The 25,611-nt window shown below is 44.2% G+C and carries 23 protein-coding genes; 6 read left to right on the top strand and 17 right to left on the bottom strand.

The features are described from left to right. The first annotated feature begins 92 nt into the window (after positions 1-92). The 4 genes from ACUNWA_RS09905 to ACUNWA_RS09890 all read left to right on the top strand — a co-directional run bounded on the left by ACUNWA_RS09905 (position 93) and on the right by ACUNWA_RS09890 (position 3,638). Entirely contained in the window at positions 93-1,217 is a 1,125-nt protein-coding gene (locus tag ACUNWA_RS09905) for a sensor histidine kinase (protein WP_445591742.1), read from the top strand. Next, complete coding sequence (locus tag ACUNWA_RS09900; protein ID WP_445591741.1) at positions 1,205-1,915, top strand: LytR/AlgR family response regulator transcription factor; 711 nt, start codon at positions 1,205-1,207, stop codon at positions 1,913-1,915. Before ACUNWA_RS09905 ends, ACUNWA_RS09900 begins: the two co-directional genes overlap by 13 nt. 135 nt (positions 1,916-2,050) lie before the next feature. Next, positions 2,051-2,623 carry a hypothetical protein gene (locus ACUNWA_RS09895; RefSeq protein ID WP_445591740.1) on the top strand — a complete coding sequence of 191 codons (573 nt, stop codon included), beginning with the start codon at positions 2,051-2,053 and terminating at the stop codon, positions 2,621-2,623. Positions 2,624-2,708: 85 nt separating this feature from the next. Then, on the top strand, positions 2,709-3,638 hold the full coding sequence (locus ACUNWA_RS09890; protein ID WP_445591739.1) for a glycoside hydrolase family 43 protein: 930 nt from the start codon (positions 2,709-2,711) through the stop codon (positions 3,636-3,638). Positions 3,639-3,803: 165 nt separating this feature from the next. Here the strand turns inward: ACUNWA_RS09890 and ACUNWA_RS09885 are convergent, their stop codons facing one another. The 15 genes from ACUNWA_RS09885 to ACUNWA_RS09815 form a co-directional block, all read right to left on the bottom strand. Further along, a complete protein-coding gene (locus tag ACUNWA_RS09885) occupies positions 3,804-4,253 on the bottom strand; it encodes a GatB/YqeY domain-containing protein (RefSeq protein ID WP_445591738.1) in 450 nt (149 codons plus the stop codon). A gap of 100 nt (positions 4,254-4,353) precedes the next feature. After that, positions 4,354-5,772 carry a cell division protein FtsZ gene (ftsZ, locus tag ACUNWA_RS09880; RefSeq protein WP_445591737.1) on the bottom strand — a complete coding sequence of 473 codons (1,419 nt, stop codon included), beginning with the start codon at positions 5,770-5,772 and terminating at the stop codon, positions 4,354-4,356. Between the two features lie 19 nt (positions 5,773-5,791). Continuing rightward, entirely contained in the window at positions 5,792-7,060 is a 1,269-nt protein-coding gene (ftsZ, locus tag ACUNWA_RS09875) for a cell division protein FtsZ (protein ID WP_445591736.1), read from the bottom strand. Between the two features lie 19 nt (positions 7,061-7,079). Beyond that, positions 7,080-8,378, bottom strand: a complete 1,299-nt coding sequence (gene ftsA / locus ACUNWA_RS09870) for a cell division protein FtsA (protein WP_445591735.1) — start codon at positions 8,376-8,378, stop codon at positions 7,080-7,082. A gap of 5 nt (positions 8,379-8,383) precedes the next feature. Further along, positions 8,384-9,133 (bottom strand): cell division protein FtsQ/DivIB, encoded by a 750-nt coding sequence (locus tag ACUNWA_RS09865; protein ID WP_445591734.1) that lies wholly within the window; start codon positions 9,131-9,133, stop codon positions 8,384-8,386. Beyond that, positions 9,126-10,511, bottom strand: a complete 1,386-nt coding sequence (gene murC / locus ACUNWA_RS09860) for a UDP-N-acetylmuramate--L-alanine ligase (protein WP_445591733.1) — start codon at positions 10,509-10,511, stop codon at positions 9,126-9,128. The genes ACUNWA_RS09865 and murC overlap by 8 nt, the downstream gene beginning before the upstream one ends. Beyond that, positions 10,512-11,612, bottom strand: a complete 1,101-nt coding sequence (gene murG / locus ACUNWA_RS09855; RefSeq protein ID WP_445591732.1) for an undecaprenyldiphospho-muramoylpentapeptide beta-N-acetylglucosaminyltransferase — start codon at positions 11,610-11,612, stop codon at positions 10,512-10,514. It lies immediately after the preceding gene. 1 nt (position 11,613) lies between these two features. Further along, entirely contained in the window at positions 11,614-12,813 is a 1,200-nt protein-coding gene (locus tag ACUNWA_RS09850; RefSeq protein WP_445591731.1) for an FtsW/RodA/SpoVE family cell cycle protein, read from the bottom strand. Between the two features lie 71 nt (positions 12,814-12,884). Next, complete coding sequence (gene murD / locus ACUNWA_RS09845; RefSeq protein WP_445591730.1) at positions 12,885-14,222, bottom strand: UDP-N-acetylmuramoyl-L-alanine--D-glutamate ligase; 1,338 nt, start codon at positions 14,220-14,222, stop codon at positions 12,885-12,887. Between the two features lie 2 nt (positions 14,223-14,224). Next, positions 14,225-15,475 carry a phospho-N-acetylmuramoyl-pentapeptide-transferase gene (mraY, locus tag ACUNWA_RS09840; protein WP_445591729.1) on the bottom strand — a complete coding sequence of 417 codons (1,251 nt, stop codon included), beginning with the start codon at positions 15,473-15,475 and terminating at the stop codon, positions 14,225-14,227. A 10-nt stretch (positions 15,476-15,485) separates the two neighbouring features. Further along, positions 15,486-16,943, bottom strand: coding sequence for a UDP-N-acetylmuramoyl-L-alanyl-D-glutamate--2,6-diaminopimelate ligase (locus ACUNWA_RS09835; RefSeq protein WP_445591728.1), 1,458 nt, complete (start codon positions 16,941-16,943; stop codon positions 15,486-15,488). Then, a complete protein-coding gene (locus ACUNWA_RS09830; protein ID WP_445591727.1) occupies positions 16,943-19,060 on the bottom strand; it encodes a penicillin-binding protein in 2,118 nt (705 codons plus the stop codon). Before ACUNWA_RS09830 ends, ACUNWA_RS09835 begins: the two co-directional genes overlap by 1 nt. Beyond that, positions 19,061-19,429 carry an FtsL-like putative cell division protein gene (locus tag ACUNWA_RS09825; protein ID WP_445591726.1) on the bottom strand — a complete coding sequence of 123 codons (369 nt, stop codon included), beginning with the start codon at positions 19,427-19,429 and terminating at the stop codon, positions 19,061-19,063. It lies immediately after the preceding gene. Continuing rightward, complete coding sequence (gene rsmH / locus ACUNWA_RS09820; protein WP_445591725.1) at positions 19,426-20,328, bottom strand: 16S rRNA (cytosine(1402)-N(4))-methyltransferase RsmH; 903 nt, start codon at positions 20,326-20,328, stop codon at positions 19,426-19,428. Before rsmH ends, ACUNWA_RS09825 begins: the two co-directional genes overlap by 4 nt. A gap of 2 nt (positions 20,329-20,330) precedes the next feature. Continuing rightward, the gene (locus ACUNWA_RS09815) at positions 20,331-20,786 is read right to left on the bottom strand and encodes a division/cell wall cluster transcriptional repressor MraZ (protein ID WP_445591724.1); all 456 of its coding nucleotides are present in this window, start codon (positions 20,784-20,786) and stop codon (positions 20,331-20,333) included. Positions 20,787-21,094: 308 nt separating this feature from the next. Here ACUNWA_RS09815 and ACUNWA_RS09810 point away from each other — a divergent pair, with 308 nt between their 5' ends. Continuing rightward, positions 21,095-21,937, top strand: coding sequence for a 1-acyl-sn-glycerol-3-phosphate acyltransferase (locus ACUNWA_RS09810; protein ID WP_445591723.1), 843 nt, complete (start codon positions 21,095-21,097; stop codon positions 21,935-21,937). 76 nt (positions 21,938-22,013) lie between these two features. Beyond that, complete coding sequence (locus tag ACUNWA_RS09805) at positions 22,014-22,970, top strand: GNAT family N-acetyltransferase (protein WP_445591722.1); 957 nt, start codon at positions 22,014-22,016, stop codon at positions 22,968-22,970. A gap of 114 nt (positions 22,971-23,084) precedes the next feature. On the opposite strand, the gene ACUNWA_RS09800 is transcribed toward ACUNWA_RS09805, so the two are convergent. Together ACUNWA_RS09800 and ACUNWA_RS09795 are read right to left on the bottom strand one after the other, a co-directional pair. Continuing rightward, positions 23,085-24,983, bottom strand: coding sequence for an amidophosphoribosyltransferase (locus tag ACUNWA_RS09800; protein WP_445591721.1), 1,899 nt, complete (start codon positions 24,981-24,983; stop codon positions 23,085-23,087). Beyond that, the gene (locus ACUNWA_RS09795) at positions 24,976-25,452 is read right to left on the bottom strand and encodes an SPOR domain-containing protein (RefSeq protein WP_445591720.1); all 477 of its coding nucleotides are present in this window, start codon (positions 25,450-25,452) and stop codon (positions 24,976-24,978) included. The genes ACUNWA_RS09800 and ACUNWA_RS09795 overlap by 8 nt, the downstream gene beginning before the upstream one ends. Positions 25,453-25,611 lie beyond the last annotated feature (159 nt).

Below are 25,611 nucleotides of genomic sequence, written 5' to 3'. Positions count from 1 at the left end.
TGGTGGCATTTGGGTGCGATTTGATGTTATTCATCGACATTTTTGTCATTTTACCTCATTTTTTCAGTAATTTGAACCTCGATTTGACACCAATGAAGATCATTCAGAAGCTAACACCAGGGCAACTGCAACAAGTCAGTTTCATAAAAGCCGGACAGCATTTCTTGTTCTGGGTGGTTTCCTATTTGTTCTTCATTCTGTTTTTTGGTCGGGCCAACCGCGATTATCAAACCACCATTATTTTTGCATCCTTGCTGTTTCCGCTAGCAATCGTTACCAGCTATTTTCTGAATTACTACCTCATTCCACGTTTCCTTTACAAAGACAGCTATTGGCGTTTTCTGCTTTTCCTGGCATACACCTTCGCATTTACACTGTGGGCCGAACTCATGATAAGCATGTTCGTCTTTGTTATTGTCAGCGACTTCCAGTTCTACAAACTCGATCCCACCTCGTTTGATGTTGTTTTTCTGCTGGTCGGACTCTATTTCATCATCCTGGCATTCATTGCCATTGAGCAAGTCAAGCGTGCTTTCGAGATAAAAAAAGAAAATACCCGCCTGGAAAAAAGACAATTGGAAACCGAACTCAAGCTGAGGGAATCGGAACTGAAGGTACTGCGGGCTCAAATTCATCCGCACTTTCTATTCAACACGCTCAATAACCTGTATGGCTTAACCCTCGAAAAGTCGGACCTAGCCCCTGAACTCGTGCTCAAACTTTCGGATTTGATGGACTACATGCTATACAAATGCAACCGTCCCAAGGTTGCATTGAAGAGCGAACTGGATCATTTGAGAAATTACATCGAGATTGAAAAAATTCGTTACGGCAGGCAGTTAACGATTGATTTACAAATGGAAGGCAATCCGGAGCAACTGGAAATTGCGCCCATGTTGCTGCTGGCCTTTTTCGAAAATGCTTTTAAACACGGGGTGAGTAAATCGATTCAGAATCCCTTTGTTCGCATTAGCCTGCACATTGACCACCAACAATTTGAGCTCCAAATCCTCAACAGCCGCACCCCGATGAGCAATCAAAGTGAAGATTACACCCATGGAATTGGCTTAAAAAACGTGCAAAAACGCTTGGAACTGATTTATCCCGACACGCACCAATTGCAAATCAAAGCAGGAGACGATACCTTTGAAATTAAGCTTCAGCTTAAACTGGATGTGCGATCAACACCACAAAAAGAAAGCCCATGGACGAACTAAGCTACAACTGTCTGATCATTGACGATGAGCCCATCGCCATTCGGGTGATCAAGAATCACCTCACGGAATTTAAAAACCTGCGACTGGTAGGCGAATGCAGCCACGCTATTGAAGCCATTGAAGTGTTATCGAAAATCCGGGTAGACCTGCTATTTCTGGATATCCAGATGCCACAAATTACCGGGGTTGAATTCCTCAAAAGCTTGAATCATCCTCCCAAGGTTATTTTCACGACAGCATACCGCGACTATGCCATTGAGGCGTTTGAGCTGGATGTAGTAGACTACCTGCTGAAACCCATCTCACTGCTACGATTTTCCAAAGCCATCAACCGATTCTACCAGCGGATCAACGAAACGGCACCGGTAGCTATCGCCTCAGACACACAGGCAGACCATCTGTTTCTAAAAGCAGACAAGAAGCTGCATAAAATCTTATTTAACGAACTTATCTATCTGGAAAGTTTTGGCGATTATGTAATTGCCCACACCGGTAAAGGAAAAATTACAACCAAGGAACGGATCAGCTACTTGGAAGAACAGCTGCCCAAAAGCCAGTTTTTGCGAGTACATCGAGGCTACATCATTGCCATCCGAAAGATTACCGCCATACTCCCGGGCCTGATCGAGCTTGGCGAATACAAAGTCCCTATTGGCCGGAGCTACAAAGCAGAGGTGGATAAAATTACTTCCCCCTGAATTGACCGACTTTAAAATGACAACACGCTCGCCACTTAAAAAAAATATCACAAACGCATTTTTCTAAAAAAACCTATTATTCAAATGATTAGTTTTGTTGCCAGAAACAAAATAGCTTTCACAGGTTCTCAAAAAATGATCAAGAAAATAAAACAAGTGCAAAAAGTACTGGAAGAAGCCGCTTTGCACGCAGAACAATTTCAAAGAACAAGCCAAACGAGCTGTCCCTCGGGATGCTTCAATTGCTGCCTGAAAAAAGATATCTACGCCAGTCCGCTGGAATTCTTCCCTCTTGCCTTCCACTTATACCAAACCAACACGGCTGACAGTTTTTACGACCAAATAGAAAACCAGCCGGAGAATACGATTTGTAGCCTCTTCTCCCCCATCAGCACTGATGGTTGGGGCTGTACCGAATATGCATACCGCGGATTGATCTGTCGGCTGTTTGGCTACTCCACCACCTCCGACAAAATGGCACAAAAACGCATGGTGAGCTGTAAAACACTGAAAAAAACACCCAATTATCAGACCATGCAAGCCGACACCCTGCTGAAAGCTCCTTCATTTCAGGATTATTACATGAAACTGGCCTCCATTGACTGGCAGCTGGCCAACGAGAGTCTGCCCATCAACCAAGCCATTAAACGTGCCATTGAACTAGTGAGCACCTATTTCACCTACACCGATAATAAATGGACCGCCTAAATAAGTTTTCAATTTAACAAAAAAGGTATTTGAAGTATTTTATACTTTTAGAACGTTTCTTTATTTTTGTTGAAAACAACTACCTATGAAAACCTTATTGCTTAGTTTCTTTCTTGCTATTTTTCTTATCAGCTGCCAAGCTCCCGAAAAGGAGGTTTACCTTTTCTCCTACTTCCAGGACAATGGACAAGACGGCCTTCACCTAGCCTATAGCTACGATGGCTATCACTGGGAAGCCCTCAAAAACAACCAATCATTTTTAAAACCACAAGTTGCTGATGATAAACTCATGCGTGATCCTTGCATCATCCAGGGGCCGGATCAAAAATACCATATGGTATGGACGGTGAGCTGGAAGGACAAAGGAATTGGCTATGCATGGTCAGAAGACCTGATTCACTGGTCGGAACAACAATTAATCCCCGTGATGCAACACGAGCCAGAAGCCTTAAACTGCTGGGCTCCCGAGCTATTTTACGATGAGGCCATCGACCAATATATGATCTACTGGGCAACAACCATCCCGGGGCGTTTTAAGGAAGGAGACACTCAGGGAGATGACCAATACAATCATCGTATGTACGGTACGCTCACCAAAGATTTTAAAACCTTCAGCGAAACGAAATTGCTCTATGACGAGGGCTTTAACGTCATTGATGCCGTGATCAAAAAAATTGACAGCAGCTATTATATGTTTCTGAAGGATGAAACCAAAACTCCCGCTAAAAAACACATCCGCATAGCTAAAAGTGATCAACTTACGGAAGGTTATCAGCTAACCAGCGACCCCATTAGCCCGGACTGGGTGGAAGGACCAACGGTAACTCAAATTGATGGGAAGTGGATTGTTTTTTATGATGAGTATACGCGACACAACATGGGTGCAATTAGCAGTCCCGACCTGAAAACCTGGACGGTAATAAACGATCAGATCAGCTTTCCCGAAGGTACTCGGCATGGAACCGTTTTCAAAGCTCCGGAAAGCGTGCTAAACAAACTACTGAAAGTAGAGTAGGCAGATACTCTCAGCTTAATTTCAAACTAAAGGAATTGACACTAAAACCCATTGAAAGCGGTGAAAGACAACTGAATACAAATGTCTTTCACCGCCTTCAATTCGTTGTTTCTTGAAATCCGGAAGTCGGGGTAAAGTACCTTCCAAATAAATACTGAATACCACTTAGGCTAGCAAAGCTTTCACTTTATCGGCAATATCTTTTCCATCGGCCTGACCGGCTAGCTGTTTCGAGGCCATACCCATGACTTTCCCCATATCTTTCATGCCGCTTGCACCAACCGACTCGATAATGGTTTTAATAGTGGCTTCCAACACTTCATCACTCATTTTCTCTGGCAGGTAAACTTCAAAAATTTCGACCTGCTTCATCTCTTGCTGATACAAATCATCGCGCCCCTGCTCCCGAAAAATCGTAGCTGAATCGCGCCCCTGCTTGGCTAACTTCTGAATCACTTTCACCACCTCCTGATCGTCCAGTTCTGCAGTTGCTCCTTTGGCAACTCTTGCTTCAAGCAAAACTTTCTTAATACCGCGCAAGGCTTCCAGTTTATCTTTCTCACGGGCTTTCATAGCCGATTTCATATCTTCGTTGATCTGATCAAATAATCCCATTCTGTTTAATGTTTTTATATAAGTGATTAATGATATATTTTTTCACACTAGTCTTATTTTTGTTTGGCAGAACGCACCAGTGTCAGTTATCTTCTTTCCGCTAATCGACCTTGTCGTGCAGGTAAGAGTTATTATCGCGCAACTTGGTGTTGTCATTCTCATCGGGAGACAAAGAGAAGCGCGACAACTTCTCCTCAAATTTCTTCTTCACATCCTGAAGATTCACTTTCTTCCGGCGATAAGCCGGTATATTTTCCAACTCATCCACTTCTTCATCCGTCGACGAGGAATAATCCAATTTCACCGAATATTCTTTCAGTGGATCAGCCGTGTTCGAGGTGCGATACAGCTCATCAAATTCATCCTCCGGCTTATTGATTTCAAATTCAATAGCCTGCTGATTGATGCTCGCCCGCTTCGTTTCGCCTCCGGTAAATGGCACGCGTGCTTCAGGTCTCGGGCGAGGTGGGGCAGCCGGTTGCGGTTCATCGACCAAGGTATGATAAGTTTTCTCCACCTTGCGGGCAGCCATCATTTCCGGAATGCTGCTCACACTAAAACCGGTAGCAATAATGGTCACCGAAATTTCATTCCCAAGTGATTCATCCTGACCGTTACCCCAGATCAGGTCAGCATCGTGCCCGGCTTTAACCTGAACATAGTCTGTAATCTCACCGATCTCGTCCATGGTAACTTCTTCGTCGCCCGACGTAATGTTGAGCAAAATATTGCGGGCACCATTGATATCGTTATTATTGAGCAAGGGTGAGTTCAAAGCCTCTTCAACAGCCCGTAGAGCCCTGCTTTCTCCCTCTGCTTTAGCCGATCCCATGACGGCTACGCCACTACTACGCATCACCGTTTCTACGTCAGCAAAATCCACATTGATGTAGCCCGGAACCGTAATAATTTCGGCAATTCCTTTAGCAGCGGTAGTTAGCACATTGTCCGCCTTGGCAAAAGCTTCTGAAATTTTGAAGTCGCCGTACATCTCGCGGATTCGTTCATTGTTGATGACCAGCAAGGAATCGACGTGATTCTCCATTTCAGCGATACCATCAATCGCTTGTTTAATCCGTCTGCGCCCTTCATTGCGAAAGGGTAAGGTGACAATCCCCACTGTCAGAATATCTAATTCCTTGCACGCCTCAGCAATTACAGGAGCAGCCCCCGTACCGGTTCCTCCACCCATTCCGGCCGTAATGAACACCATCTTGGTTGTAGGCTGCAACATACTTTTAATTTCATCAATACTTTCGATTGCCGCTTCTCGGCCTATCTCCGGTTTATTTCCTGCGCCACGCCCCTCGGTCAGCGATTCGCCAAGTTGCAGTTTCAGCGGAACTGGACTATTTTTCAGGGCCTGCTCATCGGTATTACAAAGCATGAAACCCACATCTTTTATTCCTTGCTGAAACATATGGTTTACAGCGTTTCCACCACCGCCTCCAACGCCAATCACCTTAATGATTTCTTCTGAAGTTGTATTTAAATCGAAATTCATGATATCGCTTGACATAAATTTTTCTTCTTAATCGTTAGTTCTCAATTTCTTCATCCTGATCCTCAAAAAAACGGTTAAACTGGCGCTGAAACCAGCTATCGGTATTTCCATTTTCCTGTGTTTGTTCAGAGACCAACTCCCTGTTACGTTTTGTTTTCTGATTTCGGGAATGGGTATTTCGGGTGAATGCATCCGCATCGGGCTGTTTTTTTTGATCTTCATTTCCAGAGGATTCCACAAACTCATCATCATCCTCCAGGTTAATCTCGCAAGCCTGTTCTTCGAGGACTACCTCTTCTTTAGGTTCCTTTTTCTGTAGCAGGCTGTTGGGGTTTTTATCAAACCGCGTGGCAATCAAGGTTACACTCACCTTGTTATCGAGTCGCTTATCAAGACTGTTTCCCCAAATAATATTGGCATCCTGACCGGCCTTCTCCTGCAAAAATTCAATGATGTCTCCAATCTCACCCATCCGTATCTCCTCTTGCCCGGAGGTAATATTCAGTAAAATATCTTTGGTTCCCTTAATGTCATTACTATCCAACAAAGGAGATTCCAACGCTTTCATTACCGCGTCCATGGCACGGCCATCACCTTCGGAAACACCAGTTCCCATAATAAAGACATCGCTTCCGGCCATTACCGTATGCACATCGGCATAGTCAATATTGATGTTCCCGTGAAGCGTAATGATCTCGGCAACTCCTTTAACGGCTGTTCCTAGAATATTATCAGCTTTTTTAAATGCTTGTGAGGCCGGCAAATCACCATAAATCTTATGCAACTTTTCGTTACTGATAACCAGCAAGCTATCCACATGCTCCTTCAGTTTCTCAACGCCTTCCAGTGCTTGCTGAAAACGTCGCTTTCCTTCGGCCGGAGCTGGAATAGTAACTACGGCGATGGTCAGAATATCCAACTCCCGGGCCAACCCGGCAATTACCGGAGCAGCTCCGGTTCCGGTTCCACCTCCTAGTCCGGCAGTAATAAAGAGCATCTTGGTTGTGCCTTCCAATACACCGCGAATATCTTCCAGATTCTCAATGGCAGCCTGCTCGCCTTGCATGGGCATATTGCCAGCACCACGTCCCTCCGTCAAACTGACACCTAATTGAATTTTGATTGCTACCGGGCTTGTTCGCAAAGCCTGCGCATCCGTGTTACAAATCAAAAAGTCAACACCTTCAATACCCTCTTCAAACATGTGGTTGACCGCGTTGCATCCGCCACCGCCCACTCCTATCACTTTGATGATAGACGACTTCGATTCCTGAAATCCAAAATTTAAGATGTCCTCCGTCATATTCGGGGATTTTTCATGGTTAAAACATTTCCGTATCCTGTTCATCATCGAAGAACAGCGTCACTTGGCGAGTCACCTCTTTTTTCATTTGCGAGAAAAAGCCAGGTTGAGTGGAGCGTACCTTCTTCTTCTTGGGTTTCAAGAAAAATTCTTTGGTCGGTTCTTGTTCGGTTTCGTTCAAAGCCTTTAGCAGCAAGCCCAAAACGGTTGCATTTCGTGGATCTTCCAGTTCTTTCCATTGTCCGCCTAACTTCAACCGTGGAATACCTTTACGAACATCCAATCCGGTTTGGAATTTAATCAGCTGCCCAAGATTAGGCATCAGCGCGCTACCACCTGTAAGGACAATACCTGCCCCCACCTTATCCATATAGCCCGATTTTTCAAGCTGAAAGAAAAAAGCTTCAATAATCTCTTCCATACGCGCCTGAATAATAAATGCCAGGCTTTTGAATGAAATTTCCTTGGGCTCCCAACCCGAAATTCCGGGGATGGTCACCACTTTATCGTCAGGTGCAAAATCGCCCATCGCTTCACCAAACTGAACTTTCAACGATTCAGCCTGACGCGCCAAAATGGTGCACCCTTCCTTAATGTCATGTGTAATCACATTTCCGCCAAAAGGAATCAATGCCGAGTAACACAAAACGCCATCGTGATAAACAGCCATTTTTGTGGCTCCTCCACCAATGTCGAGCATGACCACTCCAGCTTCTTTCTCATCGTCCGAAAGCAATATTTCCGAGGAGGCCAGCGGATCAATCATCGATCTCCGAATCGTAATTCCAGCACGTTCAAAACAAAGTTTCAAGTTCTCTTCATACACTTCAGGAGCAACCAGCAGTTTAAAATCAGCTTGCATCTTTTCGCCAGCCATCCCTACTGGATTTGGGACGCCAACCTCATGATCAATCGTAAAGAGCTGTGGAGAGGTATGATAGATCTTATATCCGGCAGGCAGGTCAATTTTTTTCACCTGCTGAAACAGGGCATCTACGTCCTCCTCCGACACAATACGTCGCTCGCCAATGTAGCGCTCGGCATGATTGGTGAGGGTTTTCAGTTGCTGGCCAACAATATTGACGTAAACCTCTTCAATGTCTCCTTGAAAAGCATCTTCTGCCTGACGAATAGCCTCGTGAATAGCAGAAAAGGCTTCATCAATGTTCAGGACAACTCCACGCTTCACTCCCATCGAGCGGGCTTTGCCGTAACCTAAGATTTCAATTTTGCCTGCTTCATTTTTCCTGCCTGCGACCACAACTACTTTTGTTGTGCCGACATCAACTGCCGCTATTATTTTTTCACTCTTGCCCATATACTCTATTTTTTAGTGCACACGACCTGGTTCGTATATTTCAAATTTATTTTCGAATACTGATCCCATCCGATTGTTGAAAACGCCTGTTCGTAAAGGGCTTTCAAATTTCGTAACTTGACTTGAAAGTCAGCTGGTCTTCCAAATTCTATTAACTGATCACCCACCAAAGTTGACATGATCAATTCTCCGTTTGAGTTTACCTGTATCTGCTCCACTTGGGCATTCCAGAATTCATCTTCATGAATAAAACTGACCAGCGGCAGCAACTTTTCCCGGGCATATTTCTCGTCGGACTGTCCACTAACCAACAACACCTTGCTGGTAAAGGCACCACTTGCCGAAATGCGAACGCCCTCTTTGTCGAGGTAAAAATCTTCCTTATCATTCCTAATGCGTACAACCGGATCCCGCTGTTCCACTTCAACAATCAACTTCCCTTTAAAGTCCATATCCAGACCAACAGCCCGGCGGTAAATTTCAATATTCTTAATCGCTGTTTCTTTTTTCAAAGCCTTTTCAAGCTCTTCGGTATTGATATCATTCAGTTTCTTGTCAAACAGTTCGCTGTCAGCCTTCTTCACGAGCCTCATAATCTCCTGCTCATCAATAAAACGGGGAGAATCTTCATCTATAAGGACGATCAGTTCCTGACAACCGACTTGAGCCAGCCTGCCGGAAGAGAAAGCCATCGTGATGGCGACCACAACCACCAGCAACCCCAAAAACCCTATTTTCATGACCGAATTAAACATGCTCCTTTTCCATTAAAATCGTTTTAACAGGATCCACCAGCGTATCAATATCACCGGCGCCCATCATCAGAATCACCCCATCACCCAAGTCTTTAGCCCATGCTGGGAACTGCGCTTTGCAAACCAGTTGCTTATTCTTATTTTCTATTTGATCGAAAATCAATGCAGAACTCACCCCTTCCATGGGCTTTTCGCGCGCCGGATAAATATCGAGCAAAATAATTTCATCCAACAGATTGAGCTCACGTGCAAAGCCATCCGCAAAATCGCGGGTGCGACTAAAAAGGTGCGGTTGAAAAATACCCGTTACCTTGCGATCGGAAAACATGTCCCGCACTGAGGCGATCGTTGCTTTCAACTCCTCCGGATGGTGCGCGTAATCATCAATCAGGATAAACCGCTTGCTACGATATTGAATATCAAACCGACGTTTTACTCCTTGATAAGCAGCCAAAGCTGTCATCAGCTCTTCAGAAGTCACCCCCGCCAACAAGGCCAACGATGAAGCGGCAATGGCATTTTCTACATTCATCAATCCTGGGTAATTAAGACGTACGCCCTCAATTTTACCTTTTGGATGAACCAAGTCAAACTGGTAAGCCTCGTCAACCAGTTCTATATTTTCGGCATAAAAATCAGCCTGTTCTTTTAGTGAATACGTATAATAACGAATGGCATCACCCGGTTTCTGATCGACCACGAGGCCCTTTTTCACCACCACGGAACCACCATCTTTTACTTGTCCGGCAAAGGCATTAAACGAATCGACAATAGCCTGCTCAGTTCCATAAATATCCAGATGATCGGCATCCATGGAAGTGATCACGGCCAAGTTTGGAAACAGCTGCAAAAACGAGCGGTCAAACTCATCAGCTTCGGCAATCACCCAATCGCTTTTGGCATCCAACAACAGGTTGGATTGGTAGTTCTTCGAAATTCCGCCCATAAAAGCCGTGCATCCCAACTCCGAGTTATGCAGGATATGCGCCAACATGGTGGAGACGGAAGTCTTTCCATGGGTTCCCGCCACCGCGCAGCATTGCAGTTCATGACAAATCATGCCCAGCACTTCCGAGCGCTTTTTCATCGTAAAGTCGTTGGTTTCAATAAAAATACGCTCAGCCAAATCGGCAGGAACTGCCGGCGTATAAACCACCAGGCAAGTCTCTCTCTGCAAGTGTTCAGCAAGCCATTCGGCCCGGTCATCGTAATGCACATCGATTCCTTCAGCCTGCAAGGCAAGCGTCAGCTTCGTTTCGGTCCGGTCGTAGCCCGACACCGAATAGCCAGCATGCTTGAAATAGCGTGCCAGTGCACTCATCCCAATTCCCCCAATGCCGAGAAAATAAACCTGCTTGATATGTGTTAAACCAATCATTTACCTTTTCACTTCGTTTAAAATCACTTTCACAATGTCGAATGTCGCATTTGGCTTAGCCATCTTCAAACTATTGTCCGACAATGTTTTCAATCGCTCCTCATCCTGAACGAGCTCCAGCGCCACTGGAAATAACTTTTTAACCGCTTCAAAATCTTTCACCATCACTGCCGCATCATTTTCAACCAAAGTCATGGCATTTTTGGTTTGGTGGTCTTCGGCCACATTTGGCGAAGGAACCAGAACGGAAGCTTTTCCGAGCAAGCAGATTTCAGAAATTGTACTTGCTCCTGCCCGCGAAATCACCAAGTCAGCGGCGGCATAAGCTAAATCCATCTGCGACAGAAACTCGAATAAGTGAATATTCTTGCGCAGCTGCCCGTTGAAGCGCTCCAAAATAGCTTTATAATAAAAAGATCCGGACTGCCAGATAACCTGAACGCCAGACTTGTCCAACAAGTCGAGATTGGAAAGGATACTATCATTCAAGGTGCGGGCACCTAAACTTCCCCCCATTACCAAAATAACCGGCTTTCCCTCCTGAAGCCCAAACGTTTTGTACGCCACTTGCTTGTCCACCTTATTCAATAGAGCTTGTCGGAAAGGGTTGCCTGTAACTACAATTCTCCATTTTGGGAAATATCGCTCCATATTAGGATAGGCCACGCAAATCTTCTTCACCCGCTTAGCCAACCATTTATTGGTTTTTCCGGCGTACGAATTTTGCTCCTGCAAGACCGTAGGAATACCTTTTCGGGATGCAGCTTTTAAAACCGGACCACTAGCAAATCCACCCACGCCAACCACAATATCGGGCTTAAATTCGCGAATGATTTTGCGGGCTCTTAGCATGCTCAGAAACAAGAACCAGACAAAGCTAAAAAGCTTGAACGACAATCTACGAGGCAAGCCAATGACAGGCAATCCAATAATCGGATAGCCAGCAATCGGAACGCGCTCCATTTCCATTTTACCTTGTGCTCCAACAAACAAAATATCAACTTCAGGAGTCTGAGCCCTAATTTCGTTCGCGATGGCCAAGGCCGGGAAAATATGTCCTCCAGTTCCTCCTCCGCTGATTATTACTTTTAATTTTTCCATTTTACAGTTCCTCATCTTCATCCGGCATATCAACCATTACCGGTGGTTCTACAACTTCTTTGTTTCGCTGATTGTGATAACTGACCGACAAAATTGCGCCAAAAGAAAAAGCAGTAAATAACATGGAAGTACCTCCCATACTTACCCAGGGCATAGGCTGCCCCGTAACCGGAGCAACACCGACTGAAACAGCCATATTGATGATCGCCTGAAAAACCAGCAGCAACACCAAGCCCGCCGTTAAAAATGCAGGATAGGTTCGGTTCGACCGCCGGACAATGACCACTCCCCGATACAAGAGAATCAAATACAACAAGGCGACTGCACCACCACCAACCATCCCATACTCTTCAATAATGATGGCAAAAATAAAATCGTTGTAGGCCGCCTCCATGTAATTACTTACTTCACTTCGGCCCGGCCCCTTCCCGAGCATGCCTCCTTGATAAATTGCTAATTTGGCATAGTCAGCCTGAGTTGTCCCCAGTTCCGCCTGATCATCGCCAAAAATAAAATCATCGATTCGCTCTTTAAAGGTATGAACACGTCCAGCCGAAGCCGGAAGATAATCAGCTGTAAAATATACTAACGTCAATAGAAGCAATCCTATTCCTACCGTCATCAATAAATATTTTGCCGGAATACGAGCTATCAACATCAAAATCATAATACACAAAAAAATCAATGCTGCAGTAGAAATATCTCCATAAAAAATAATGCTGCAAACGAAACCGCTAACGCCCATCACCCAGTAAAAAGCCTTCTTCAGCTCTTCCTTTGATTTTTGTCGTTTAGCCAGCACCTTAGCCACAAACATCATCAGCGATATTTTGGCCAGTTCGGCAGGCTGAAAGCTTAGAAATCCCAAGTCGAGTGAACGTGGGGTAGCTTTACCCGAACTCAGCTTATACTGAGCAATAGCGGCCAACAGCGCTCCTATGGTAATCATCAAGAGCAGCGGGGCTATGTAGGTATAGAACTTGACTGGGATGACATTGACCAGAAAAGCAATAAGCCCAAAACCGGCCATAAGAAAAATGAGCTGCCGCCCCAGGTAATAAAAAGTATTTCCACCAGCTTCGCGATAAGCCAGACGTCCGGTAGCACTGAAAACAATCAACAGTGAAGTGAGCGATAAAAAAACCAGCACCACCCATAATATCCGGTCTCCTTTTAATATTTTACCCAAGGATAAATTCATTTCAATTTTCAGTCTTGTTATTCAGCATCAAAAAAAATCATATTCAACCGTCCTTACACGCTTGCTTCTACTTACAACTCGCGCACGGCGTTTTTAAACTGTCGACCACGATCCTCGTAATTTTCAAATAAATCGAAGCTGGCACAGGCAGGCGATAACAAAACAGTCTCGCCATTTTTAGCCAAATAGTAAGCCGACCGAACAGCTTCTGTCATATCTTCTGTCTCTACAATGTCGGTCACTATACCAGCAAAGGCCTCCTTAATTTTTTTATTGTCCACTCCCAGACAAATGATAGCTTTCACCTTGTTTTTCACCAACTCATCCAGTGCCGCATAGTCATTCCCCTTATCGACCCCTCCGGCAATCCAGATAATCTGTTTATTAATACTTTCCAAGGCATACCAAGTCGAATTTACATTGGTTGCTTTCGAGTCGTTGATAAACTCAATTCCGTGCACGGTCAAAAACCGTTCGAGTCGATGCTCAACTCCCTTAAAATCAGACAAACTCTCCCTGATTTTCTCGTTCTTTATATTCAGCACAACACCTGCCAGCCCTGCGGCCATGGAATTGTATGTGTTATGTCTTCCCTGTAATGCAATATCAAAAATGGACATATTGAATGATTTTTTTTTCCAGTTGATAACTAAATCGTCTCCCTCTATTCCTGCTCCGTTTTCCGGAGTCTCTGTCCAGCCAAATGGCAAACACATAGCTGGTATATCTCGTTTTTTCAGCTCCTCTTGAATGATTGGATCGTCTGCACCGTAGATGAAAAAATCATCTGCCGCTTGATTTTGCAGAATCCGGAATTTTGAATCCACATAATTCTGCAATTGATAGTCGTATCGATCCAGATGATCTGGCGTAATATTCAATAAGATGGCCACGTCTGCTTTAAAATCATACATGCCGTCGAGCTGGAAGCTGCTCAACTCAATCACATAATAATCAAACGCTTTTTCTGCCACCTGCCAGGCAAAACTTTGCCCTACATTTCCGGCCAAGCCAACCTTCAATCCAGCTGTTTTCAGCAAATGATAAATCAGCATGGTCGTGGTCGTCTTTCCATTACTTCCGGTTATACAAATCGTTTTTGCCTGGTTGTAACGACCGGCAAACTCAATTTCCGAAATCACCGGAATAGCCCGCGCCTTCAGTCCTTCAATCAAGGGAGCCGTATCAGGCACTCCCGGGCTTTTAACCGCCAAATCTGCATTCAAAATTTGATCTTCCGAATGCTTTCCTTCTTCAAAAGGAATCGCATACTTTATTAGAACGTCTTTATACTTATTCTGAATCTTCCCCGCATCGGACACCCAAACGTCAAAGTCCTGCTTTTGAGCTAAAATGGCGGATCCAACACCGCTTTCTCCTGCGCCTATAATCACAATCCGTTTTGCCATTATTACCGCATTTTAAGAGTGACAATGGTAAACACAGCCAGGATAATTCCGACAATCCAAAAACGGGTTACGATTTTGGGTTCGGGAATTCCCTTCTTCTGATAGTGATGATGAATCGGGCTCATCAGAAAAACCCGTCTTCCTTCGCCGAACTTCTTCTTGGTATACTTGAAATAAGCAACCTGTATAACAACCGATAAATTCTCGAGGAGAAAGATTCCGCAAAGAAGCGGAATCAGTATCTCTTTGCGGATGATAACCGCAAAGACAGCCAGAATTCCTCCCAACGCCAGACTTCCGGTATCGCCCATAAAAACTTGGGCCGGATAAGAGTTATACCATAAAAAGCCAACCGTAGCACCAATAAATGCAGCGATAAATATGGTCAATTCACCAATGTTAGGAATATACATAATATTCAGGTAATCGGAGTAGATAATATTACCACTCACATAAGCTAAAATCCCCAGGGTAGCTCCACTAATAGCCGAAGTTCCCGTCGCCAATCCGTCTATGCCATCGGTCAGATTCGCCGCATTAGAGACAGCTGTAATAATCAAAATGATAGCCAGCGCGTAAATAAACCAGCGCCAAAACTCACCACGCTCACCAGCAAAAGGAACCAACCATGCATAATCAAACTCATGATTCTTAATGAAGGGGATGGTAGTCCGGGTTGACTTGACATCATTAGTAATAAAACGAACCTCTTGCATGCCTGTTTCAATGTCCACTACAATTTCCTTCTTATAATCACCGCTAACGCCCAACACTTTCTCCCGCACAATTACATCGTCGGAGAAATAAAGTGTAGAAGCAACAATAACACCAAGGCTGACCTGCCCCAGTATTTTAAACCGTCCGGCCAATCCTTTTTTATCTTTCAAAAATACCTTGATGTAATCATCCGCAAAGCCAATCAGTCCCAGCCAAACGGTAGTAACCAGCATCAGCATGATGTAAATGTTATCTAAACGTGCAAAAAGCAGCGTTGGAATAATAATGGATGCCAGAATAATCAATCCTCCCATTGTGGGTGTACCTTTTTTCTGAAGTTGTCCTTCCAGACCCAAATCACGCACGTCTTCTCCAATTTGCTTTCGCTGCAAGTAATTAATTAGCTTACGCCCAAACCCCATTGTAATCAGCAACGAAGTAATAACAGCAGCTCCTGACCGGAAACTAATGTAGGGAACCATTCCTGATCCCGGAATATCTAGACCTCTTAACCACTCGTACAGTATATAAAACATCCTGCTTCTCCTATATTAAGTTGAATACCTCTTTAATCACTTCCTTATCATCAAAATGATGCTTCACACCTTTGATTTCCTGATAGTCTTCATGCCCTTTGCCGGCCACCAAAATGATATCACCAGCCTGTGCAAGCATACAGGCTGTGCGAATAGCTTCCCGACGATTAACAATAGCCAGCACCTTGCTGGTTTGGTGAGGCTCGATGCCAGTCTGCATATCCGCAATAATTTGCTCGGGCACTTCGCTACGCGGATTATCCGAAGTCAAAATCACCTTGTCACTTTGCTGAACCGCTTCGCGTGCCATAATCGGGCGTTTGGTTTTATCGCGGTCGCCGCCGGCACCAACAACCGTAATAACCTGCTCATTTCCGGTACGGATCTCTGTGATTCCACTCAATACATTCTTCAGAGCATCAGGCGTATGCGCATAATCAACCACGCCATATTTACCATCGGGTGAGCGTAAGATTTCGAAGCGTCCAGCTACAGGCTTCAGATCACTAATCACCGGCAAGACAGACTCGGCCGACTCGCCAAGCAACAAGGCCGAAGCATAAACTGCCATCAGATTATAGGCATTAAACAAGCCAGCAAAATGTGTCCATACTTCGTGCTCATCAATTCGCAATAGCATGCCATCAAAGTGTTTTTCCAGCACCTTGCATTTATAGTCGGCCAAAGATTTTAAACCATACGTTTTTTTCGTACACTTTGTATTCTGAAGCATCACCATACCATTCTTTTCGTCGGCGTTGGTCAACGCAAAAGCTTCTTGTGGCAATTGATCAAAGAATTTCTTCTTCGCTTTCAGATATTCTGCAAAGGTTTCATGGTAGTCCAGATGATCATGCGTCAAATTTGTAAAGATGCCGCCGTCAAATGTCACTCCGGAAATTCGCTCCTGATGAATAGCATGCGAGCTAACCTCCATAAAGCAATACTCACATCCGGCATCAACCATCTTCGCCATCAACGATTGAATTTGTAAGGCATCCGGCGTGGTATGCGTTGCGGGTAACTCTTGGTCACCCACATAATATTTAATCGTCGAGATTAAACCAACCTGGCATCCCATTTTTTTAAACAGCTGATACAATAAGGTGGCTATGGTCGTTTTCCCATTGGTTCCGGTAACCCCAACCACCTTTAACTTTGAAGACGGATTTTCGTAATAATTAGCCGCCAATTGGCCCAAGGCAAGCGCTGTATCCTTTATCTTAATCAAGCTAACATCGGCTGATTCCTCACCCTCAAACTGCTGAGCAATGACCGCAACGGCTCCTTGCTCAATAGCCTTCAGAATAAACTGATGTCCATCCACATGAGTTCCGGCAACGGCTACGAAAACATCGCCCGGCTTCACCTGTCTCGAATCGAAATGCAAGCTTCCCACTTCAACAGCCAAGCTGCCTGCTATCAATTCGTATTCTTGTCCGTTTAATATCTTTTTTAACTTCATCATTAGCCTAAATCAATATAAATAGTTTGTCCCGCTCTGATCCTATGGCCGGCTTTGAGCGATTGCTTCTGCACCTTTCCAATCCCCTTCATTTTCACTTTCAGCCCCGAGCTCTCCAGCAAATAAAGGGCATCACTTCCGCCCATTCCGCGAACATCAGGCACTAACCCCTCACTCACTGCCAACTTCTCGGCATTCAGTTTATCATGATCCGGTTTTACCCGGATTAATTCTGAATCAATATCATCCGCATCAATCTCCAAATCTAACTCGTCAGCAGTCAAAGCAATTTCATCTTTAAATCCTGACTTAACACGCGGAAGCGCTGCCAAATGATCGACCTCACTTTCCCGAGGCTCCATAAAACTGGCGTAAACTTTGCCAACAATTTCTTTAAATACCGGTCCGGCAACAGAGCCTCCGTAATACAACCCTTTGGGGCCAACAATCACCACCACGCAAGTGTACTGCGGGTCGTCAGCCGGGAAATAACCGGCAAAGGAAGCCTGGTAATTTTTGCGACCATCTTTGGTATATCCCTGATTATTGTATGCTACCTGCGCTGTCCCGGTCTTTCCCGCAATGGGAAAATACGGATTGTTCAACGAACGACCTGTTCCCGAGCTGCAAACGCCATTCAGCAATTCACGAGCTTTGCTCAAGGTTTCCTTTGAACAGATAGCCGGGTTGATCACTTCCGTCTTAAACTCTTTTTCCAACAAGCCGTTCCGGCGCACTTCCTTCACAAACTTTGGTTTCACCATCTTTCCATTATTGGCTACGGCATTATAAAATGTGGCCGTTTGCAAAGGAGTCAACTTTATTTCATAACCATAGGAGATCCAAGCCAGCGATGGGCCCCACCAAACCTTATCTCCCGGATATTTAATGTATGGAACACCCTCGCCGGCAAATCCCAGCCCTAATGGCTTGTTCAATCCAAAATTGTAAATCCTGTCGATGTATTCTTCTTCGCGTCCTTCATAGTACTTGGTGATAATTTTGGCCACCCCCACATTAGACGAAAGCTCAAAAATTCGTTTCATAGTCAATTTACCATGCCCTCCACGATGGTAATCACTATCATAGATCGTTTGACCGTGATAATTCCAGGCTCCATTACCCGTATCAAACACATCCGAGGTATCCACAAACCCGTGTTCCATAGCTACCATCAAGGACATTAACTTAAACGTTGATCCGGGCTCACTACAGCCTTCATTTCCGAGTGCGTAATTATAAATCTCTGAATATTCACCATCCTTGCGCCTCCCCAGGTTGGCAATGGCTTTCACTTCTCCGGTTTTAACTTCCATCACAATGGCTGTTCCCCATTCGGCCTGCGAAGTTTTCATCTGACGATGCAGAGCATTGCTGGCAAAATCCTGCAAATTGACATTCAGCGTTGTAATCACATCGCTTCCATCTCTCGGCTCAATAATCGGAACATTGATCCACCGACCGGAATAGTTGCGCTTAACCGCTTTTCCGTTCTCCCCACTCAGGTACCCTTCCATCAGTCCTTCAATGCCGGAATAACCAACATTACCATGAATACCACCAAAGGCACCTTTATTTAAGGTGCCAATTGTTCGACTGGCGAGATCGGTGTGCGGCATGACTCGTTCGTTTTCGGTAACCACAATCAAACCAGACCCAAAGCTACTGCGCTCCATCATGGGCAGGCGCTTGAAACGCTGAAGCTGGTTATAGTTGACCTCATGCGGATAAATCAAAAACCAGCGATTCCCTTTTTTAAATGATCGGTCCAATTTCTGCTTAAACCGATATTTTGAGATTCCAAAAAACTCGGCCACTTCCAGCGCAAAAGCATCGGCCTTTTCCTGATATACGCGCTTAACCATGGGAGCTGCCAAATCCAGTCGCAATTCATATTGCGGTACTGAAGTAGCCAAAATACTACCATCATCAGCACAAATATTTCCTCGTTTCGCAGGAATTTCCGCTGTATTGTTTTTCAAATTTTTGGCAATACCTTTCCACTTATTGGTATCCATATTCTGGATCATGAAGATTTTAGCCACGATGATGATCCCAATCAGCACGGCTAGAAAATAGATAATCCCAAAACGGGCTGTTATGTCTTTTCTAATCTCCATTTATTCCCTATCCAATTTTTCAACATTCAGTTTACGGGCTGGCTCTGTGGGCTCCAACAAGTCCAGTCCACTGGCTTTTATTTTTCCTACAATTTCCGATGGCCGATTCATCTTCATCAACTCGGTTTCGTAGGTTACTGATTCGGCACGCAGCTCTTTTATCGAATCCTGCACCGCCTCCATCTTTCGAATGGTTTTTTCTGACCAATACCGGTTCGAGATTAGCAGAATACCAAGAAAAGCAAGAAAAAAGAAAAAAGGCATTTGCTGCATCGTCTTTTCGCTAGCCAACAGACTACCTCCCAAAAACGATTTTAACCCAATCCTCCGGGTTTTACTTTTTCCTGATTTCAGTTCTTCAACACTCATACTTTTTCAGCAATTCGAAGTTTTGCACTTCTAGCTCTCGGATTTCTCGCTATTTCCTCCTCATCCGGAATAATCACTTTTCGGTTGATGGCCTTCAATACAGAGCTCACATTTCCATAGAAATCCTTATCCTGTTTACCCTCAAAATTTCCGGCTTTAATAAAGTTCTTAACCAGTCGGTCTTCCAATGAATGATAGGTTATGACCACCAGACGACCACCCGGCTTCAGCAATTCGGCGCTTTGCTCCAGAAAATCCTTCAACACATCCAGCTCCCTATTGGTTTCAATCCGAAGCGCCTGAAAAACCTTCGCTAAATATTTGGCCTCATTCTTTTTCGATACACAATCGGCAATAACCGCTTTAAACTCATCGATCGTATCAATATGCTGCTGCTGACGGGCAGCTACAATCTGCTTCGTCAGGCGGTATGCATTGTCCACTTCACCATATTCTCTGAAGATTCTCACCAACCGCTGCTCGCTGTAATCATTCACCACATCAGCTGCAGTCATCTTGGCGTCTCGGTTCATTCGCATATCGAGCGCCCCCGAAAAGCGAAAAGAAAACCCACGCTCAGCGACATCAAAATCATGCGATGAAACTCCCAAATCAGCCAAAATGCCATCGACTTTTTCAACACCATGATAACGCAAGAAATTGCGGATGTATTTAAAATTGTGTCGTACAAAAATAAAACGGGGGTCATCAAACGCATTATTGGCTGCATCCTCGTCCTGATCGAAACCAAACAAGTGCCCAGACTCAATAAATTTCAAGATTTCGCGGGAATGACCTCCCCCTCCAAAGGTAACATCAACATAGTCACCTTCCTTTTGAATGTTTAGCCCTTCGATGCTTTCATTCAATAAAACCGGTATATGATACGGCTGCTCCACTATTATTCCTCCTCTGATCCAAAAAACTCTGAAAATAACTCTCCGTAGTCGCCACCTGTATCCAGGTAAGCGTCGTATTCCAAGGCATCCCACAAACGAATCCGGTCGCCAACCCCAACAAAGACGACATCTTTGGTGATATTCACTTCCTCCAGAAAATTATTGGGGAAGTTCATCCGGCAGCTTTCAGGTACGCTTATGATTTTAAAATTGCGGTAAATCATATCCAGCAAACGACTTTGCCGGCGATTATTTCTATTCAATTTTGCTTTAAATGAGGCCAGCCTTTTCTCCCAAGCCTCAATCGTATAAACATTTAAACACTTCTCAAACGGGTCAATCTCAACAGCTAACTGACCATTAGGAATCCGCCCCCCCATCTCATTCTTGTAGTCGACAGGCAGCACAACACGTCCTTTTTCGTCAAATGTTGCTTTTTTTTCTGCTGAGAAATCCATGCGTAAAATGTCTATTTTCCTATCGTAAAAATAGTAATTTCTTCATCTAAATACCACTTTAAGTCACTTTAAGTCACCATCCTCCACTTTTTTACTATCTCCAAATTGTTCATATGTTGTTGACAACCCCGAAAAGCGCAGACACACGGAGCGCCAAATCATTATCAATCAACAACATGCACGAGAGCAATCATTTTTCAACAATGGTTAATAAAACGGAAGTTCAAAGAATATAAAAATACAAAATGGAGGCAAGCCTTACGGGGTTCGATTATATTTTCTATTTTTCGCCCCTAAAACAAAAGACAATGGATGATCAAAGTCCAAAGAAAGTAAAGCCAATTGACATTCGAAAAGTTTTTCAGGAAAAAAACCCGAAGCTGGCCCAACTTATACCAGGATTTATCTACAACTACATCACACGGATTATGCATATTCACGATGTAAACGAGATTCTGGAAAACTATGGGGAGCTTCAAGGAATAGAGTTCGTCCACCAGATCGTGAATCACTTCGATGTGAAAGAACGTGTAATTGGTATTGAAAATGTGCCAACAGAAGGCCGATTCATTTTTGCAGCCAACCACCCATTGGGCGGATTTGACGGACTACTACTGATGTCTAACGTAAATAAACTGCTTGGAGAAGTTCGCTTTTTGGTCAATGATATTCTCATGAACATCCCTCAACTTGAGGGTGTCTTTGTGCCTATCAACAAACAAGGAGGACACGGGCGTGACATTGCAAAAATCGTTCACGAGCAATACCATTCAGATGCCCAGATATTGATTTTCCCTTCAGGCTACGCTTCCCGGAAAATAAAAGGACAGATTACCGACATGGAATGGAAGAAACACTTCATCCAAAAGGCAATCCAGTACCAACGCGACATCATCCCGGTTCATGTCAGCGGAAGAAACTCAAACTTTTTCTACAGGCTAGCCAACCTGCGAAAATGGCTGCGCCTAAAGTGGAACCTGGAGCAATTTTTCCTGCCCGATGAAACCTTCCGACACCGGGGACAGAAATTCACTATCTCCTTTGGAAAACCGATCCCCTGGACAAGCTTTGACAAAGGCAAAAAACATAAGGAATGGGCTAAGGTTGTGCGCGACCACGTTTACTCGATGGCAGAATCACACAAGCACTGAATTTAAAGAACTATGAACTCTATTTCTTCAATAAATTTTTATAGTTTTGTACCTCAACAAAATTAGCGAACGAAGTATGAAAGATATTGTTGCACCGATGCCCAAAGAAGCTGTAATTGCGGAACTAACACCCCAAAAGCTTTTACGGAAGACGAACAAAGGTGCCAATGAGATCTACGTGATTACATATCACGATTCTCCTTGTATTATGCATGAAATTGGCCGCCTACGTGAAATTACATTTCGCGATGCAGGAGGCGGTACAGGGAAAGAGATCGACATTGACCAATACGACACAAGTGAAAACCCTTACAAACAACTGATTGTTTGGGATCCGGACGCACAGGAGATTCTTGGCGGCTATCGCTACATTATGTGCCCCAACCTTCCTGTTGATGAAAACGGGGATGTAATACTGGCAACCTCTCGCCTGTTTCATTTTTCCGAAGAATTTAAAAAAGAGTATCTGCCCTATACCCTGGAGCTTGGCCGTTCATTTGTTCAGCCAGCTTACCAATCGAGTAAAGCAGGAGCTAAAGCACTTTTTGCACTGGATAACCTGTGGGACGGCCTTGGCGCTCTAATAGTAGACCACCCGGAAATGAAATATTTCTTTGGAAAAGTAACCATGTATTCGCACTTCCAGTCGGATGCACGAAATCTAATCCAATATTTCTTCCTGAAATACTTCCGTGATCATGACAACTTGGTGAGTCCGAAAAAACCCATGGAATTGCACATGAACATGGAAGCTCTGGAGCCGATTTTCAATGGCGGATCATATAAAGAAGATTACAAAATACTGACTCAGCAAGTACGTGAGCATGGTGAAAACATTCCACCACTAATTAATGCTTACATGAACCTGAGTCCTTCCATGAAAACCTTTGGAACGGTTCTTAACGACCGGTTTGGCGATGTTGAAGAAACAGGAATCATCCTGACCATCAAAGACATTTACGAAGCCAAAAAAGACAGGCACATTGAAACCTACATCAAGGGAAAAGAAGATGATTTCCCAATGCCCGAATAAAGAAGATCCAATCGAACAACATACAATAAAAAAAGCAGACTAATTAGCCTGCTTTTTTTATGCTTTATTTTTAACGTTTTCCAATCTTTCGAAAATGCTGAGCAGCCACCTCGATTAGTAGGCACGCCCATGAACACCTTCAACAAAATTGATAAAAGACGTATTAACAACCTTATTTCCCCCAGGAGTCGGATAATTGCCGGTGAAATACCAGTCGCCCTTATCGCCCGGACAAGCTTCATGAAGATTTTCGATGCTTTGGTACACGATTTCCACTTCCGCATTACAACCTTCAGGTTTCAACAGCTCGGCAATCTTAGCTGAGATTTCCTCGGCGGTAGATTGACGATAAATATCTTTCACATAATTCATAATCTCCTCTTTCGGAAGATTTTCCTGCGCCTTACACTTCTTATATACTTCATCAATAACTGACTGTAGTCCCTTGTCTTTCAACAACTCAATAGCAGCCTCGAAAGCAATGAATTTCTCCAGCACAGCCATATCAATTCCATAGCAGTCAGGATAACGAATTTGCGGAGCCGACGACACGACAATAATCTTCTTCGGATTCAATCGATCCAGAATTTTCAGAATACTGGTCTTAAGGGTCGTTCCCCGAACAATCGAATCATCAATAATTACCAGCGAATCCTTATTCTCGCGAATCACACCGTAAGTAACGTCATACACGTGAGCCACCAAATCATCGCGACTGGCATCGTCTGCAATAAACGTTCGCAGCTTAACATCCTTAATGGCGATTTTTTCAACCCGAGGCTCCAGCGAAATAATTTCCTCCAACTCTTCTTCCGTCATCGTTCCGTTGCCGGCGCGAATCAACTTTTTCTTCCGCTCCAGCAAGTGCTGATTAACCCCTTGCATCATGCCATAAAAGGCCGTTTCTGAAGTATTGGGGATATAACTAAATACGGTATTCTCAATATCAAAATCAATGGACTTCAGAATGGCAGGAGCCAATAAGCGGCCCAATTGCTTGCGTTCCTGATAAATATCTTTATCGCTACCGCGAGAGAAATAAATCCGCTCGAACGAACAGGAAACCCGTTTGTGTGGCACCCGAACCATTTCATGCGACACTTTTCCGTTTCGCTTAATAATCATCGCTTCACCAGGTTTGATTTCCTTCACCTGATCAGCCTTCACATTCATGACCGTTTGAATTACCGGACGTTCCGAAGCAACAACCACAATTTCGTCGTCCTCATAATAATGTGCCGGACGAATTCCCCACGGATCGCGGGCCACAAAAGCATCGCCATGCCCAACCATTCCGGCAATGGCATAACCACCATCCCAATCTTTGCTGGCATTTTCCAGAACGCTTTGCACATCCAGGTTTTCTTCAATCAATGGCGAAATTTCCCGGTTACTGTAGCCTTCATTCTTATATTGACGGAAGCGGAATTGATTCTCCTCATCCAAAAAGTGACCCACTTTTTCGAGTACGGTAACCGTATCCGTATAATTTTTGGGATGCTGCCCCAAGTCAATCAGCTTTTGAAACAACTCATCGGTATTGGTCAGGTTGAAATTACCAGCCAAAACCAGGGTTCTTGATTTCCAGTTGTTCTGACGCATCACCGGATGCACAAAATCAATACTATTCCGGCCGAAAGTACCATAACGCAAGTGTCCCAAATAAAGCTCTCCAGCATAGGGTAAATTTTCGTATGCCCATTCGGTATCATCAATATTATTGCCGCCTTTGATAGCCTTCTTCACACTTTTGCCAATTTTATCAAAAACATCCTTAATCGGATTTTGCTCAATTGACCGATACCTGTTGATGTATTCCTGTCCTGGATTCAGATTCATTTTCACACTCACCACCCCGGCACCATCCTGCCCGCGGTTGTGCTGTTTCTCCATCAAAAGGTAAAGTTTGTTGATTCCGTACTGCCAGGTGCCGTATTTTTCTTGGTAGTAACTTAATGGTTTTTTCAGTCGGATTAGCGCAATTCCACACTCGTGTTTAATCGATTCACTCATTGCTCTGTTTGTCAGTAAATAATTTTGGAAACTGAATAATATCTTTCACAATAAAGGCATTGGGGTAGCTCTTTCTGATTTTTGCTTTTAACGCCAATGCTTCATTTTTTGTTCTGAAATTCCCTACCCTAACCTTAAAGTCGGGGCTTCGAAAGATCATATAAGCCTGCTCATCGGGGTAATCCCTTAAGAACTCCGTCTTCACATCCATCGCTTCATCGCGAGCCAGCAAGCCCGAACTGAAAAAAATCTCCAACCGATATCCTTCGGTACCATTCAAACGCTTATTCATCCCAATATGCCTTTCCAACAAGGTGTCAATTCGGGCATCTTGAATTACTGGAAAATGCTGAGTAAGTGTTCCGGAGGTGTTATCAGAAGCATGCTGACCGGGGCTGTAAGAGGACTCTTGAGCACTGAGGGTCAAGCAAAAAAGGATAAAAAAGATCCCTACAAATACAAATTTCATAACAGGTGTCCTTTAAAAGTGCAAATATATATTTAATTGTCGGAATACAACAGCGCACGGTTTTTATCATTCCAAAAAATCAAAAAACTTTACATTAACATCAGATGGCCTCATCTCCAATTCCTATAAAAAGGTATAACGTTTTCTCCAAACAAAAAT

Source organism: Sunxiuqinia sp. sy24 (genome assembly GCF_052677165.1).
Note: the sequence above shows the minus strand (reverse complement) of the source record. Positions and strands in the feature narration are given on the sequence as shown.